We start from the raw sequence: 15,883 nt of genomic DNA, 5'->3' as shown, positions 1-15,883 counted from the left end.
TCAGCCGATCGCTTTGTTTATATTCGCGAATATTTTAGGGGAACTTGCAAGATTTGCGTTCGAGGCGGTTGTAAGAGGTGCTTGCAATGTCTGTGTCCCAAAGACATAGACAAGATCAGAGGAGGCTACTATGACACTTACGCAAAATATCGCCCCGCAATGGAAAGAAGAATTCCTGAGTTTTTTGCGTGGAGATCCCGTGAGCGAGGGCTTTCTTGCTTACTGCGAAAGCGATCTTAACTGCCAAAAGGCCCTTGACGAAGCAGTTGAGCAGCTTTTCAGCTCCATCTCTTCACTGGTGGAGATGACCGAACACGCACCAAACGTACCTTTGTCAAAGACTTAGCGTAATGATTGGGCCAAAACTCAACTGCAAAAATGACTGATAAGAGGATTGGGGCGGCAGGGCAATATTGCCCTGCCGCCCCAATCCTCTTATCAGTTGCCCCAGAGGGGAAGTTTGAGCCAGAGAGAAGTCCGCTATCTTCGCTTCTTCGTAGTTCTCCTTCACTCCACATGCTTATTTCCTGTGGTAGTATGTACTACCGCAGGGGACCGTTTTGAAGCAACAAGAGCCATTTTGCAAGCAGATATGGAACGAACGAATCCCTGGAAATCCCAGGGGTTTATGACTTTTTAAAAAGCCTCGCAAAAATTCATCTTTTGCATTTCAAGACCGGTGCAATCGACCACTCTGCCACCCTTCCAAATACTCGCAGCGCCCTTTATGCAAAGGGGACGCCTGACACAGTTTAGCGGTTCGCGCGCGTCTCGAAAAGCACCAACCGAATCGAAGAAACGGGACCGGGTCGGAACAACGCGGTGAGTTTGACGCGCATCCGGGCTCGGCGGTTCCGAACCAGAAATCTCCCGACTTTGAGAGTGGACCGCCCCGCCCCCGAAAGGGATGATAAAACAAGCCCGAGCACATCGGCCCGACTCGCGAGACTCACATGCAGCTTGTTCGTCGCGCGTTTACACTCATTGAGTTGCTGGTGGTGATCGCGATTATAGCGATCCTGATTGGGCTTTTGCTCTCGGCCGTACAGAAAGTGCGCGAAGCGGCTGCACGGCTCAAGTGCCAGAACAACCTCAAACAACTCGGGCTCGCGGCCCACGCCCATCACGACGCTTACGAGCGGTTCCCCGGCGGAATTCAGACCGGCCCACGGACCTCGTCATTGTTCGTCGAGTTGCTCCCGTTCATCGAGCAAACCCCGCTGTACCAGCAATGGGACTTTGTGAACCCGGGGACGAACTTTTCCGGTTCCCCGATGCGTGCCGGGACGGTGCTGTCCGTTTATGTGTGCCCGTCGCAAACGATGCAACACGGCGGAGGTTCGCCCGCGCTCAGCAATTACGGCGGGAACGGCGGCACCATTGCGTTCCCGCCCTCGCGGGCCACGGTCGACGGCATGTTCCACACCACCGGCCCGGCGTCCGAACCGCGTGCGAACCAGACCGGCGTGCGCATTACGGACGTGACCGACGGCACAGCGAACACGCTCCTCTTCGGCGAACGGGTCATCGGCGACCCGGCGCTGGACTCGTTCCTGGACGCGCCGGCCGGGGTCATCACCCCGACGCCCTCACCGGCGATCCAACCGAGCGCGAACTACTGTTTGTGGGCCGCGCCCCCCGGACCGAACGCGGCGGGCAGTCTCCTCTGCAGTGAAGCCGCGATCGGCTACCGGCACGGCACCGTATGGACGCCCCCTCCCCCGCCGCTCCCGGGGTTCCCACCAACCCCACCGCCACCGGTGCCGTGGGACGGTCTCAAGCTCCAGTGGTGGGCGCGGATCGGGGCCTACGGGAGCCTTCACAACGGCGGCGCGAACACCACTTTCACGGACGGTAGCGTCCGGTTCCTCAGTAACTCCACGACGCTCTCGGCGCTGCGCGGGTTCGGCACGCGAAACGGTAACGAAGTGATTATCGAGTAGGGCACCGCGCGGAAGAAACCGGCGCCGACCTTCACTTCCCCAGGTGCAGTAGAAGTTCCCGCTGTCGGAGCGCCTGTAATCTGTGCAGCCCGCCGCACAGGTCGAGGTACTCGGTAAAGTCTCGCACGCCGAAGATGTGGTCCTCGAGGAACTGCGAGAACGCGGCCGGGTCTTTCTCGACGTCCATCCACAACTTCAGGTGGTCCTCGTCCGAGAAGTATTCGCCCGGCATGTTACCCGGGTAGCTCCCGAACGGCACTTCGCACACCGCGTCGACGCACAAAAAGGGGATCTGCGTGCGGTGCGGGTTCCGGCGCATCTCGTCGTGCGGGACCAGGCGCTCGCACGAAATAATGACGCGCTTGGACGCCCGCGCGAGGTCGATGTCGGCCACGGACGTGCCCGTGAACCGGCAGTTCCCGTAGCGATCGGCCTCGTGAACGTGGATCGCGGCCACATCGGGGTACAGCGCGGGAACGGCCGCGAGTTTCTCACCGGTAAAGGGACAGGTGATGACCTTCGCCGGGCAGTTCCCGAGCGTGTCCGTGCCCAACAGCGAGCGCGCCGGGACGAACGGAACGCCCATCGCGGCGGCCGTGTAGCGCAGCGCGAGCGTGTAGTTCGACCACTCCGCGACTTGCAGGGCGCCCGATTCCATGACGCGCCGGGCGTGCGGCGACAGCCCGCGTGCCTCCAAACCGACGACGTAAGCCGCGTCCACACGGGCGAGCGTCTGCCCGCGCCCGGTAAGGTTCCCGGCGCAAAGAATCTGGAAGTCGTGTGTAGCGGTGTGGCCGGAGAACCCGAGGTGCTGCTTCCGCTGGCGCAGGATCTCGTGACAAACGGCCGTCGGGATGCGGTTCGCCCCGAACCCGCCCGTGGCGAAGTAGTCGCCGTCGCGCACGAACCGCGCGACGGCCTCGGACACGGTCATGACCTTATCGACCAGACCGCGCGGCTTGGCGGCAAACGCGGCCCGGGCGTCGTCGGACGCGGGAGAGGTAAAGAGAGGAGCGGCCATGCAAATGAAGGGGTGAAAGTGTGGTCGGGTGACGGGTGAAAAAGACAGAGGGACAATATCATGCCCCGGGCCGCTTGTCACCCCTTCGCCCGCTCACACTTTCACCCCTTCTCTTCCGGGGCCTTTATTCGCTACTGCCCCTCGTATTCCTTCACCAACTTGCGGAACCGCGGGTCTTTGCGAATGGAGTCGAGGTCGTGGTCCTCGCGCATGAACTCGAAGTCGCGGTACCCGAGTTCAACGGCCTGGCGGAGCGCCGTCAGGGCCTTTTCGCGCTGTTTGAGGAGCGCGTACCGGCACGCGAGGTTGTAGTGTGCGGTCGGGTCGTGCGGCCGGACCGTGACGAGTTGCCGGTCCACGGCGAGGCCGTCCTGCAACCGGCCCTTCATGGTCAGGTTGCACGCCTGTGCGCGGAGCACGTCGGCGAAGTCGGGCACTGAAGACAGGACTTTCCCAAAGAACTCGAGTTCAAAATCGAGTTGCGTTCGCTCGGCAAGGAGCCCGAGAATCGAACCGGGTGGAAACGAATTGGCTGGCGTCGGACTCGGGCGCTTGGGGTGCGGCATGAACGTCCCCCGGCGAAGGTGCGCGGTAGTGAGAGGACAACTACCACGCTTACCGAATTATACCCCGCTACCCAGAGCGTGCAAACGCAGAGTCAACGGGATATTCGGTTCGCGTTCGGGTTGTAGCGGCGTTTCACTCGGCCTTCACGACGAGACGATAACCGAAGTTAGCGCCGCCGAGGTCGTGTGCGTCGATGAGGGCGACGAAATACGCCCCGTCCTTCGGAAGGGTAACGGTCAAAATCGGATCTGATGAACCGTTCACATCGTCGGCGGAGTCGATCACCTTGTGGTCGGCATCATAAAGTGTGAGGAACCCGTCGACGGGCGAGCCGAAGCGTGCGGCCTGGACCTCGATGCGCACTTTCGTGCCTTTTTTACCCTCGAACTTGAACACATCAACGTCTTTCTCCCCTTTGATCGTCCCTTCCACCGCGCACGGAACCGGCAGCGCTTGTGCTGTATCGAACCCGTCGTTGTCCTCTTTCTCGGCAACCGCGGGGAGGTCGTCGCGAACGAGTAGCGTGTAAGCGTTCGAGTCGCCCCCGCCGTTCACCGCGGTGAGCTTCACGGCACCGGGTTTGACGTCTTTGGGGAGGTCGAGGTCGAGGTCTATTTCCGAATCGCCGACGCGCTCGCCCGGGTAGTTATTCGGCACGCCCACGGCCTTCGCGCCGAGCACTTTGACCTTTGCGCCCTCGGCGCCGGCGACCTTCACCTCTTTCACCGCGGCGAGGTTCTTCCCACGGAGCACGAGTTTCTGCTTCTCGCCCGGCTTCGCGACGAGTGGTATCGCGTAAAGCACCTTCGGCGCGGGTTCTTTCTTCGCGTCGGGTTGTTTCTTGTCTTGCGACGACGCGAGCGAACCCACAGCGAGCGAAATGACGACGAGGCAGAAGACGCGGTACACGGGAGCACCTGGGTGGTGAGCGTTGGGAGGAGGGCTCTGGTGGTTGGTCACATTATTGGGATTAAGGCGCGTTCGAGAAAGGTGCAGAGTCTCATCCACCCGCCAGGCAGCCCTGCGGCAGCGGAGTTCATTCACGGAGATGATCTCACTTGCGCGTGTGCTCGCCATAAAATTTCACATATCAAGAGTTTCCATGCACACACGTGGTTGACCACGCCCGCGATTGCCGCTTGTGCCAAGCGCTCCGGCAAGGGTTTCCCCTCTTGGCGCCGGCGCCAAAGTTCGCTCAAATGCTCGCGGCTAAGTGCCCGCCCGGTGACGGGGCGACAGGCCGCGCATATCGGCCACCGTCATGGGTTCCGGCGTGAGTACCCGGCGGTCCCGCACGGGAACTGCTCCCGGCCGCAACCGCGCCAGTCCGAGCGCTTCTACACCTTGGAGCGGCTCGGGCCTCTGCCCGACGGCCGGGCACAAGGGATGACCCAGCCGATTTCACATCGCGAGCGCCCCCGCACACCCGTCTTTATCCGGTTGCCCACTCGACAGTAGAATTCCGGGGAACCGTTATTCGGACGCCACCGGAGCCGCACCGTGGACGATTTCATCGAGATCTACGACGACGCCCTCGACGCGACGCTGTGCGAGGAGATCGTCGCCGCGTTCGAGCGCAGCGGGCGCAAGGCGCGCGGGCGCACCGGGGGCGGCGTCGATGTGACCAAAAAAGACAGTCTCGATCTGAACATTTCCACCGACCCCGAGTTCGCCGCCCTCCACGCTCGGGTGCTCGACGCGACGCTCCAGTACCTCGTGCGGTACGCGCTGAAGTACCAGACCATGCTCGTCGGGAGCATCGCGGCGTCCGGAACGGACCCGGCGACCGGGAAGCCCGTCGCCCTGACCGCGGGCCAGTTGACCGAACTCCAGGCCGGTCAGTTGATGATGAAGCTCTACCGGCCGGGGCAGATCAGCGCGCAGAAGTACCTGAAGGGCGTCGGCGGCTACCACCACTGGCACTCAGAAATTTACCCGCGCGACGCCGCCTGCGAGACGCTCCACCGCGTGCTGCTGTTCATGTTTTATCTGAACACTGTCGCGGACGGTGGGGAGACGGCGTTCTACCACCAGAACCGAACCATTCGCCCCCAGCGCGGCCGCATGGTCATCGCCCCGGCCGGGTTCACGCACACGCACAAGGGGTGCGTTCCGCTGTCGGGCGACAAGTGGATCTTGACTTCGTGGGTGATGTTTAACCGGGCCGAATCGCTGTACGGCTGAGAGCGGTTGCGCCCCGGTTGCACCAACTACCGCTTACCGCCGGGCGGGACGCTCCCGCCGTTGCCCTCGGGCGCCGGTGGGGCCTCTTGAACTTTCCAACCCTTCAATTCTTCGTACCGGAACTGCTTCGCGTCCACACCACGGGCGCCCAGCTCCAGTTCCACGAAACTCCACACCTCGGTATCGCCGCTCGGCTTTAACATGCGCACTTGAGCCGGCAGGTACGCGCGCTTCGGGACCGTGGAGCGCCAACAGCAGGCGCGCGAACTCGCGCTGGTCCTTGCCCAGGCGCGGTTTGATGTCCAGGTAAATATAGTCTTCGTCGGTTTTGTACGAATTGACGTCGAACCGCGCCTTCACGTCTTGGGCCTCCATCCCGCCGAGGAAATCGATCATCAGGTTGTCCGCACCGGCAGTGCCCTTTTTCCAAAGTTCATGTCGTGGATCGAGCACAGTGCAACCGGTGTACTATTTTCGCCCTGCGCGAATTGAACCTGCACTTGCCCGTGGGAAGTTAATCGACTGTCCGAATCTCCCACGTTCGCCCGGTTCACGTCTCAGAATCCGCGCTTTGTTGTGCGGCGCGCCCGGCGCCCCGGTCGGGCGTGAACTATGGTGCCCACATCTGATAATGCCTCAATGGGCCGCGCCTGCGGTCGGGAGCGCCACGTTATGAGAATCGCGAATTCCGGACACCGAACGGACCGGCGCGGGTCCATATTGCCGATGCTGGGGGTCTGTCTCATCGGTCTGTTCGGGTTCGTCGCACTGGCGGTGGACCTCGGCATGCTGGCGGTGGCGCGGACCCAGAGCCAGAACGCGGCCGACGTCGCCGCGCTGGTGGGCACGCGGACGCTGAACAACAAAGACGGGGTGCTTTACAACAACCTCCCGGCGGCGGTCGCGGCGACCAAGAGTTCGACGACGGGTAACCCGTACCTGAGCGGGAACTTCTCCAGCAGCCAAATTACCAAGGTCGAAGCGGGCCAGTATCTGTACAACCCGACGACCCAGACGTTCCAGGTGAGCAGCTGGTCGACCGTGACCTCCGGCGCGGGGTCGAGCCCGACCACCGGGTCGTGGACCGCGCTGCGGGTCACCATCAGCGTGCCGCAGCCCACGTACTTCATGCGGGTCTTCGGTGTGACCTCGATGCCCACCGGAGCCACGGCCACCGCGGTCTACCGCCCGCGCGACATCGCGTTCGTGCTCGACATGACCGGGTCGATGGGGTACAGCAGCACGTTCAACAACAACAGTCAGTCGATGAACCCGGACCCGCTGGTGCCGGTCGCGGGCCACTACACGTCCCGCCAGAGCGTCCTCATCGCCTCAACGAACCTTGCCAACGGCAGCGGCGAAGCGATCCCGCGGAACAACTACAGCATCGCCACCCCCGGTGGCCCGCCGATCATCCGCAACTTCTACTTCGACCCGACCAACATTAACTCCCCCGGGACGGTCGCCTACCCGCTCACGACGAAGGCCGACGGCAGCCCGAACCTCTTAAATGCGTTCCACCGCTGGTCCCCGGCGGAGAGCGGCGCCGACTCGACCAACTACGTCGCCCCAACGTACACTTGGGACAACTACAACCCGATGCACAAGGGGAACGAGTCGCCCCCCCGGGGTCCGACTCCGGCCCCGAGCTTCTACGCCTCGATGACGGATGCCAACGGGATCACGTACTCCGGCGACCGGTGGCGCCGGGGCGACGGCAAGATCGACAAGACGGAAACGACGTGGTCCACGGGCACCACCGCGACGCGGGCCGCGTACCACGCCGCCGACCTCTTGGGGTACGGCACGGGTACGAACCCGCCGTCCGCGTCGCCGTCGTTCGCGAACGGCTGGCTCGACTTCCGCGACCCGCTCTGGGAGACCTACGGATACGACCTCGATATCAACAAGTACCGGACCGCGCGCGGCTCGGGCGGCCCGATGAACCCGGTCACCTACTTGGCCGTCAACGGCCTCGGCATCCTGGACAACATTCTGGTGCCCACCGCAGACCGGTTCGTGGGTTACTCGATGGGGCCGGGATACTGGGGTAAAACGTTCTACATCTGGCCGCCCGACCCGCGCGCACCGGTCGGCAACCCGGGCGACGCGCTCTACCAGGCCGGCGACTGGCGCCAGCGGTACTTCTACAACAAGAGCGGCGGGGCACTCAACTCGCAGGGCGACAACAACTCGTCCAACGGGAACGGGTCCGGTAACGTCGACGCCATCAACGAAGTCATCTTGAACACCGGCACGTCGGGGCAAACGCTCACCGCGACGAGCGGAACCCAGGTAAACTACACGGCCATTCTGAAGTGGATCAAGAGTGGCCCCCAGGTGCTCCCGCCGAACCTGCGGGCGGGCCGGGTGCTGTACTACTCGTCCATCCCGGACGACGTGAATACCGCGAACGGCACCACCCAGGAGAAGTTCGACAAGGGGTTCTGGAAGAGCTACATCGATTTCGTACTCGGGATCGGGAGCTACACCGGCACCGGGAACCTGTACGGCGGGGCCGACAGTTGGTCCGTCAATACGGCCTCGGTCACGACCTCGGACCTCACCGCCTACAACAAGTTTTCCTGGGAACTCGTCGCCGGCTCGCGCCCGTACATGCGGTACACCGACAGCCCGCGGCGCCCGCGCCTGCACATGTGGTTCGGGCCGCTGAGCATGGTCAACTTCCTCACGCTCGGGGACGTGTCCTCGTCCATCGGGAACTGGCTCCCCGGGACATCCAACGAGGCCCACTGCTGGCAGCTCAAGGCCGGGATGAACTCGGTACTCGATGACGTGAAGAACAACCACCCGAACGACTTCGCCGGGCTCGTGTTCTTCGCGGCCTCGCAGCACAACGGGGTCCGCTGGCCGCTCGGTCAGAACTACCAGGCTCTCAAGAACGCCCTGTTCTACCCGAAGCAGTTGCTCACGACGATCAACGGCGGGAATGTTACGACCGAGGTCCGCCCGTACACGACGTCCTCGCTGACCGGGCACGACGACGCCGACATCCCGAACGCGGGCGGCAGCACCGACCCGCAGACCGGGCTGGCTTACGCCTTCAACGTGTTGTCCCCGTCCACCATCTCGGCCGCGCAGTCGGTCGGGACCGGGAACGGGCGCCGCGGGGCGCAGAAGATCATCATCTTCGAGACGGACGGGGTGCCGAACAGTTACCGCACCCCGACGTTCGTCCAGCGCGGGTACAACTCGTACTACACGCTCAGCGGTGTTACGAGCGCCAGCAACGGTAACACGACCGGGATCAATTACGCCTACAACGTGATTAAGCAGACCGTGAAGCAGATGGCCACGACCGCGACCACCTCCGGCACCGGGGCGGACAGCGGGCTGAGCCTGCCCAACGCCCAGGCCCGCGTGTACCCGATCGCGTTCGGCGACCTGTTCGACGCCCAACTCGCCCCGAGCGCGACCTACCGCGACGACGCCCAGGCGTTCCTCGCGAAGTGCGCGGAGTACGGCGGCACGGGTACGGCCGGGGCCACCGCGCTCCCGGACGCGCAGACCATCACCGGCCCCTACGACCAGCGCATCACCCGTATGCGGGACTGCCTCGAGCGCATCTTCCAGAGCGGAGTGTCCGTGGTACTGATCGAGTAAATGTGCGGTAAATCCAGCACACGAGGCTCCCACTTCGTGCTGCGGAAGGCGGTCCCAAGGGACCGCCTTCCGCAGCACGAAGTGGGAGCCTTACTCATTATCACCCGTGCTCACTCTTCGCTCCCGATCGTAAGCTATGTTTCCAGACGGCAACACGTGTAAACCTCGCGCATGGAGTTCACCGTGACCGCAGCCGCGGTATTCGATCAAGTAGTCAAGACGTACCCCACGGGGTTACTGGGGCGCGGCGGCGTACCCGCGGTGCGCGGGGTGTCGCTCACCGTACCGGCCGGGCGCGTGTTCGGGCTGCTCGGTCCGAACCGGGCCGGCAAGACGACCCTCGTGAAACTGCTCCTCTCGCTCGTTCGCCCGACGTCCGGTGCGATCACCCGGCTCGGCGCGCCGATCTCCGACCGCGGCACCCTCGGGCGCATCGGGTACATGCACGAGAACCACGCCTTCCCGCGCTACCTCTCCGCGTCCGAGTTGCTCACGTTCTACGGCGGACTGTCCGGGCTCCCCTCCGAAGCGCTACCCGCTCGAACCACGGCGCTACTCGAACAGGTGGGACTCGCGGACCGCAAGGACGAGCCGATCGCGCGATTCAGTAAGGGCATGGTTCAGCGCTTGGGGCTGGCACAAGCCCTGCTGAACGACCCGGACCTGCTCATACTCGACGAACCCACCGAGGGCCTGGACCTGTCCGGGCGGCAGTTGCTCCGGCAAGTGGTGCGCGAGCGCAAGAGCGCGGGTAAAACCGTGCTGATGGTGTCGCACGTGCTCCCCGAAGTGCAAGAACTGTGCGACTCCGCCGCGGTGCTGGTCGCCGGGAAGATCGTGTTCGACGGGGCGCTCCCGGACCTGATGCGCGACCCGAAGTCCGGGGCGCCGCGGAACCTCGAAACCGCCCTCCAGCGCCTGTACCAGTCGGAGGCCGCATGAACGCGCTGCCCGCGACCATTCGCACCGTCCGCTGGATGGTGCGCGACACGTTCCGCCAGTCCCTCGCGTCCCGGCTGTTCTGGGTAATGTTCGGGCTGGCCGCGCTCTGCACCCTGTTCGCGGCGAGCGTGACGGTGACCGGCGCCAAAGAGCGCGAGCGCCACCCCGCCGAGCTCCCGCTGCGCATGCCGAAGGGTCAGGGAGCCGAGGGCATCGACGAACCGCACGGGACCGTGTCCGTCGGGTTCGGGATGATGGAGTACGCCATCGCGAAGAACAAAGCGGACTCGGTGCGCGAGCTCCAGTTGTGGCTCGCGGGGATTCTGGCCGACACCGCGGGCGTGTTGCTCGCGCTCCTGTGGACGGCCGGGTTCCTGCCGACGTTCCTCGAACCGCACGCGGTCACCGTGTTACTGGCGAAACCGGCGCCGCGGTGGGCGCTATTAGCTGGGAAATACTTCGGTGTGGTACTGTTCGTCGCGCTGCACGCCACGCTCTTCGTTGGTGGGACGTGGCTCGGGTTGGGGTTCGCGACCGGCGTGTGGGACGTGCGGTACTGGCTCGCGGTGCCGCTACTCGTGACGAACTTCGCGGTGTTCTATGCGTTCAGCGCGTTCCTCGCGGTGTGTACGCGGAGCACGGTCGTGAGCGTGTTCGGCACACTGCTGTTCTGGATCCTGTGCTGGGCGATGAACTTCACGTACCTGCGTCTGACCGCCTCCCCGATCCAGGGCATCACCCCGATGGCAGCGTTCCTGGTGGACGCGGGGTACTGGGTGCTGCCGAAGCCGATGGACCTGAGCGGGATCTTCTTCGATCTGATGGACGCGGGCACGTACTCGACCCCGATCCCGGAACTCGATGCGGTGAAGCAAAAAGGCGCGTTCCGACCGGAGCTGTCGGTGTTCGCATCACTCGCGTTCGCGTTCGGGGTGCTGTCGATCGCGGCCTACGAGTTCCGCAATATGGATTACTGACATTAAACGGCCGAGTGCGGTGCCCGGCGCCGCACTCGTAATTCCGTCAAACTTTCTCCAGTTCCCCGCTGCGCAGTTCGGGTTGATTTCTCGCCCCCGACTCGCGAACATCTCAGGCATGCTGTTTGAGTCCGCACACATTCGTGTAACGGCCGAGTACGGCGTTGCGACGCTCTGGCTCGGTTTCCCAGGCGACCCGGTGAACGCGCTCGACGCCGCGCGCCTGAACGAACTCGAGTCCGCGCTCACGCGGATCGAAACGAACGTCTTCATCAACACGCTGGTGGTCCGCTCGGCGAAGCCGTTCGGGTTCTGCACCGGGCTTCGCCCCGACGTCGAGCACGTCACGGACCGGGCCAGTTTCGCGGCGCGCGGGCAGCGCACGTTCGCGCGCCTGAGCGCGCTGCCGTTCACGACGGTCGCGTTCATTGATGGCCCGTGTCTCGGGGCCGGCTTCGAGTTGGCTCTTGCGTGTGATCACCGTCTGTGTGTTGCCACACCCACGACGCACCTCGGTTTCCCGGGGCGGTTCGCGTGCTTCGGCGGAAGTAACCAACTGCGCAAGGTGATGGGACGGCGCGCGGATGCGTTCATCGAATCGGGACGCACGCTCTCGGGCCGTGAAGCACGCGACCTCGGGTTGGTGGACCGCGCGTTCTGTGCCCGGCGCGCGAAGATCGAGCTGCGCACGTTCCTCGACGAACTCGAATGCGCACCGCGCGTACCGGAACGCGAAGTCGACGAAACCGGCTTCGCACAGGAGCGGCGCGCGTTCGCGGCTCTGAAATCTCTCTCTACAAACGCGACGATTAGCGTTCCCTCGGACACTGATACACTGCTCGCGCGGGGATTTATCACGCCGCTCGAAGCGGAACAGGCTCGTGCCCGAACCCCGTCGGCGCCCGCGCCCGCAACCACAACAGGAGAACCCGCACGTCCCGTTCGGCGGGCCGCGTAACATGGACGACCTCACTTCCGTGCCGAAGCTCCCGCCCGCACGCGATCGCGTCGTGCCGATCAACGACCGACTCGCTCCGCTGTACCCGGAGTTCGAGGGGCTGAATTACGAGAACCCGTTCCAGTTGCTTGTTGCAGTCATTCTCTCGGCCCAATGCACCGACAAGCGCGTGAACCAACTCACGCCCGCACTTTTCGCACGGTTCCCGAGCGCACGCGAACTCGCGGAATGTGACATCAAGGAACTAGAACAACTCGTCAAGCCGTCGGGGTTTTACAAGAACAAGGCCAAGAACATTCGTGCGTGCTGCGTGGAGATGGTGCTGCGCTTCGGCGGCGAGGTGCCCACGAACCTGGACGACCTCGTGACGCTCCCCGGGGTCGGGCGCAAGACCGCGAACGTGATCCTCGGGCACGCATTCGAGACGCCCGGTGTCACCGTGGACACGCACGTCGGGCGGCTCTCGCGCCGGCTCGGGCTGACGCGCCACCGCGATCCCGTAAAGGTCGAACTCGCGCTCGCGGAAATCGTGCCGCAATCAGAATGGCTGCACTTCAGCGGCCGGCTCATCATGCACGGCCGCAAAGTGTGCCTATCGCGCAAGCCGCGGTGCGAACAATGCGTGATCGCGGACCTGTGTCCGAAAATCGGCGTGAAGGGGCTCGCGGAGAAGCGCAAGCGGAAGAAGAACACGAAAACCGATTCACCGCAGAGAACGCAGAGGGCACCGAGAAAGTCGGCGAGTAAATAAAGCCTTTGTTCTTATCCGCGCGCTCTGCATTCTCTGCGGTGGAAACTCTTATGGCCATTGACACGCACACGCTCCTCGAACGGTTCCTGCGGTACGTTCGCATCGACACCAAAGCGGACGAGAAATCCACCACCTATCCGAGTTCGCCGGGCCAACTCGTGCTCGGCGCGATGCTCCGCGACGAACTGCTCGCACTCGGGATTACGGACGCGGTCCAGAACGAACACGGTCTCGTGTTCGCCACCGTGCCGGGTAACGTCCCCGGCGCGCCCACCATCGCGTTCAACGCGCACGTCGACACCAACCCCGAGAACTCGGGCAAGGACGTGGACCCGCAGGTGATTCGCGGGTATCGGGGCGGCGACATCACGCTGCCGAAAGACCCCACGAAGGTGATCCGCGTTACCGAGAACCCGGAACTGAACGGCCTGATCGGGAAGACGATCATCACGACGGATGGCACGACGCTACTCGGCGCCGATGATAAGGCCGGGGTTGCGGTCATCATGGAAGCCGCCCGCGTCCTGATGGCGAACCCGCAGATCCCACACGGCCCGGTCCGGATCGTTTTCACGTGCGACGAGGAGATCGGCTTCGGCGTCAAGCACTTAGAGCCGGCCCAGATCGGGGCGGTGGTCGCGTACACGCTCGACGGAATGGCGTCGGGCGAGATCGAGGACGAAACGTTCTCCGCCGATGCCGCAACGGTCACGATCACCGGCATCAACATTCATCCGTCCATCGGAAAGGGGCGCATGGTGAACGCGGTGCGGCTCGCCGCGATGTTCATCGACCGCCTTCCGCAGCGCACGATGAGTCCCGAAACGACTGACGGGCGCAACGGGTTCCTGCACCCGCTGACGATCGAGGGCGGAACAGGCCAGGTGAAAATCGGGTTCCTGCTCCGCGACTTCGACACCGCGCAGCTCGCGGTGCAAGCGGACCTCCTGCGCGAGATCGCGCGTCAGGTCGAGCGCGAGTACCCGCAAGCGAAAGTGCAGGTCGAAACGCGGAAGCAGTACCGCAACATGCGCGACGGGATCGCGAAGATGCCGAACGCGGTGAAGTTCGCGGAAGAAGCCACGCGGCGCGCGGGGCTGGAGCCGAAGTTCAAGATCATCCGCGGCGGCACCGACGGATCGCAACTCACGGAAAAGGGGCTACCGACGCCCAACATCTCAACCGGGGAACACAACCCGCACTCCCCACTCGAATGGACGTGCCTCGAAGAGATGGAGTCTGCGGTGAAGGTCGTACTGGAGTTGTGCCAGGTTTGGGCCGGGAAGTAATCATGTGGGAAATAAAGACCGTTCTGATCGTGGGCGCGTTCCTGGTCCTTATCGTTACGTTTTTTGTTTTGGTGGTGAGGCAGTTTTTGTTCGCTGCACGGCGCGCCCAAGAGTTCTTTCAAGCACCACCAGTATCCAAAGAATTCGAGCCGCCGGGAAACGCGTTCATCGAATCTCCTTTGAGCCAGCGGCTCATCGCATTACTTATGGTGGGGGCCGGTGCTTTTGGAACGATGTGGCTCCGGCACCAGGCGCTACGGGGTAACGAAGTCCGTTTTGTGCCCGCAATTCTTTTCCCATTCGCTGCTGTTCTGGGGCTGGGTGGCATTCTGTTCCCGCACGATTTTGATGCCCAACGGTGGAAGTACGGTCGCGGGAAACCCCGAACCTGGGAAGAAATGCCGACGCCGATGAAGGTGTACGTTACCCTCGCTCTGTGCGCGGGCCTCGTCAATTTGTGGGCGCTGATGTCGAGATGAGTGCCCAAGACACGGAACGGTGCCCCTGATCTTTCAGGAAGGTATTGGTCCCTGTAGGGGTGGTCCTGTTTCACGGCATCGGTCTTGTTCTCGCGCACGCGCTTTTGGCGGACCAAGAAGGCGTGCAGAAACTCGGCCGCGAGGTCGTGGAACATGAGGCGGTGCGCTGCACCGAGCGTGGAACCCGTGGGACCGAGGTCTCGCGCCTGTGTCGCTTCGTGATAATCGCCCGCGCCCGGGTCGCGTTCCGGTGGTTCGATCCCGCGCTGCGGGGCCTCTACTTGAACCGGAAAAGCACCCCGGTCGGGTTCGCGAACCCGTTCGGTTCCGCATCTCGGGCGAGACGATGGCCACGATCGCCGTGGGCGTGGCGGCGTGGCGTGCGTAACCAACGCCGTGTTGACATACCGATCGAAGGGGCAATAATGGCCCCGAACCTCTCCCACCCATTACAAGAGGTTCCGCGAATGTTGCGCTCGATCGTACTGTTGGTCGCCCTGGGCGCGCTGGGGTGCGGGAAGAAACCCAAAGACACCGACCCCGCCCCGCGGCCACCCGTTCAACCACCCCCGCCACAAGACAGTGGGGCGGACAAAGCCCCAGGATCGATTCGGCCCGGCGAGGAGAACGGTGAGGGACGCGGGTACCCGAATCGACTGCTGGCCCAGTGGTGGCGCGTCGTCCGGGACGACGTCACGGTCTCGGTTCTAGCGTCCGACAGCGCGGACCCGGCGCACCTCTCGCTCATGGTGGTGGTTCGGAACCGCAACAAGGATAAGCCGCTCCAGCTCACGGGTTGGTCCAAACCGCAGCAAATCACCCTGAAAGACGAAAAGGGTAAACGGTACCCACTGATCCCGATCCCCGACGACATCGAACAGGCCATGCGGAAAGCGGACGTGCCCAAAGACGGTGCGGCCTATGGCCCCGGCCCGGTCACTCCTGAACTCAAACGATTCATCTTGCTCAAATTCGACCGGTCGACGCTGGCCGCCGAGTACCTGGACCTGGACCTGGACGGCGCCCCCGTCGGGTTCGCGGACCCGATCCTGCTCCGCGTCTCGCGCGAGATGGTGACGCAACCGAAGAAGCCGTAACTGCGGGATCGGACGGGAGCAACTCCGCTCACACGAGCACCGGTGGACGTG

Annotated in this window: 15 protein-coding genes; 11 read left to right on the top strand and 4 right to left on the bottom strand. The window is 63.6% G+C overall.

The features are described 5' to 3' along the window. Positions 1–130 precede the first annotated feature (130 nt). On the top strand, positions 131–346 hold the full coding sequence (locus VT84_RS38020; RefSeq protein WP_157469143.1) for a hypothetical protein: 216 nt from the start codon (positions 131–133) through the stop codon (positions 344–346). Positions 347–953: 607 nt separating this feature from the next. Further along, a complete protein-coding gene (locus VT84_RS03230; protein ID WP_082838477.1) occupies positions 954–1,943 on the top strand; it encodes a DUF1559 domain-containing protein in 990 nt (329 codons plus the stop codon). A 31-nt stretch (positions 1,944–1,974) separates the two neighbouring features. Here the strand turns inward: VT84_RS03230 and VT84_RS03225 are convergent, their stop codons facing one another. The 3 genes from VT84_RS03225 to VT84_RS03215 all read right to left on the bottom strand — a co-directional run bounded on the left by VT84_RS03225 (position 1,975) and on the right by VT84_RS03215 (position 4,440). Next, a complete protein-coding gene (locus VT84_RS03225) occupies positions 1,975–2,964 on the bottom strand; it encodes a CoA transferase subunit A (RefSeq protein WP_052553418.1) in 990 nt (329 codons plus the stop codon). A gap of 131 nt (positions 2,965–3,095) precedes the next feature. Beyond that, positions 3,096–3,530: a TPR end-of-group domain-containing protein gene (locus VT84_RS03220; protein WP_052553420.1), complete on the bottom strand. Its 435-nt coding sequence runs from the start codon at positions 3,528–3,530 to the stop codon at positions 3,096–3,098. Positions 3,531–3,663: 133 nt separating this feature from the next. Then, positions 3,664–4,440: a PPC domain-containing protein gene (locus VT84_RS03215; RefSeq protein ID WP_162271571.1), complete on the bottom strand. Its 777-nt coding sequence runs from the start codon at positions 4,438–4,440 to the stop codon at positions 3,664–3,666. Positions 4,441–5,031: 591 nt separating this feature from the next. Here VT84_RS03215 and VT84_RS03210 point away from each other — a divergent pair. After that, positions 5,032–5,715 (top strand): 2OG-Fe(II) oxygenase, encoded by a 684-nt coding sequence (locus tag VT84_RS03210; protein ID WP_052553425.1) that lies wholly within the window; start codon positions 5,032–5,034, stop codon positions 5,713–5,715. A 26-nt stretch (positions 5,716–5,741) separates the two neighbouring features. On the opposite strand, the gene VT84_RS38015 is transcribed toward VT84_RS03210, so the two are convergent. Beyond that, positions 5,742–5,918: a hypothetical protein gene (locus tag VT84_RS38015; RefSeq protein WP_157469141.1), complete on the bottom strand. Its 177-nt coding sequence runs from the start codon at positions 5,916–5,918 to the stop codon at positions 5,742–5,744. A 469-nt stretch (positions 5,919–6,387) separates the two neighbouring features. Between VT84_RS38015 and VT84_RS03200 the strand changes: the two genes are divergently transcribed. The 8 genes from VT84_RS03200 (at position 6,388) to VT84_RS38010 (ending at position 15,832) form a co-directional block, all read left to right on the top strand. Beyond that, the gene (locus tag VT84_RS03200) at positions 6,388–9,339 is read left to right on the top strand and encodes a pilus assembly protein TadG-related protein (protein ID WP_162271570.1); all 2,952 of its coding nucleotides are present in this window, start codon (positions 6,388–6,390) and stop codon (positions 9,337–9,339) included. A gap of 183 nt (positions 9,340–9,522) precedes the next feature. Then, positions 9,523–10,281: an ABC transporter ATP-binding protein gene (locus VT84_RS03195; protein WP_204249708.1), complete on the top strand. Its 759-nt coding sequence runs from the start codon at positions 9,523–9,525 to the stop codon at positions 10,279–10,281. Beyond that, positions 10,278–11,258 (top strand): ABC transporter permease, encoded by a 981-nt coding sequence (locus VT84_RS03190; RefSeq protein ID WP_052553434.1) that lies wholly within the window; start codon positions 10,278–10,280, stop codon positions 11,256–11,258. The genes VT84_RS03195 and VT84_RS03190 overlap by 4 nt, the downstream gene beginning before the upstream one ends. A gap of 118 nt (positions 11,259–11,376) precedes the next feature. Continuing rightward, entirely contained in the window at positions 11,377–12,216 is an 840-nt protein-coding gene (locus VT84_RS03185) for an enoyl-CoA hydratase/isomerase family protein (RefSeq protein ID WP_157469139.1), read from the top strand. A 1-nt stretch (position 12,217) separates the two neighbouring features. After that, positions 12,218–12,967, top strand: a complete 750-nt coding sequence (nth, locus tag VT84_RS03180; RefSeq protein WP_082838473.1) for an endonuclease III — start codon at positions 12,218–12,220, stop codon at positions 12,965–12,967. 50 nt (positions 12,968–13,017) lie between these two features. Then, entirely contained in the window at positions 13,018–14,256 is a 1,239-nt protein-coding gene (gene pepT, locus VT84_RS03175) for a peptidase T (RefSeq protein WP_082838472.1), read from the top strand. Between the two features lie 2 nt (positions 14,257–14,258). Further along, entirely contained in the window at positions 14,259–14,735 is a 477-nt protein-coding gene (locus tag VT84_RS03170; protein ID WP_082838471.1) for a hypothetical protein, read from the top strand. 467 nt (positions 14,736–15,202) lie between these two features. Beyond that, positions 15,203–15,832, top strand: a complete 630-nt coding sequence (locus tag VT84_RS38010; protein WP_157469137.1) for a hypothetical protein — start codon at positions 15,203–15,205, stop codon at positions 15,830–15,832. The last annotated feature ends 51 nt before the right edge of the window (positions 15,833–15,883 follow it).

Origin of the sequence: Gemmata sp. SH-PL17, assembly GCF_001610855.1 — a bacterium.
Lineage (GTDB): Bacteria > Planctomycetota > Planctomycetia > Gemmatales > Gemmataceae > Gemmata > Gemmata massiliana.
Note: the sequence above shows the minus strand (reverse complement) of the source record. Positions and strands in the feature narration are given on the sequence as shown.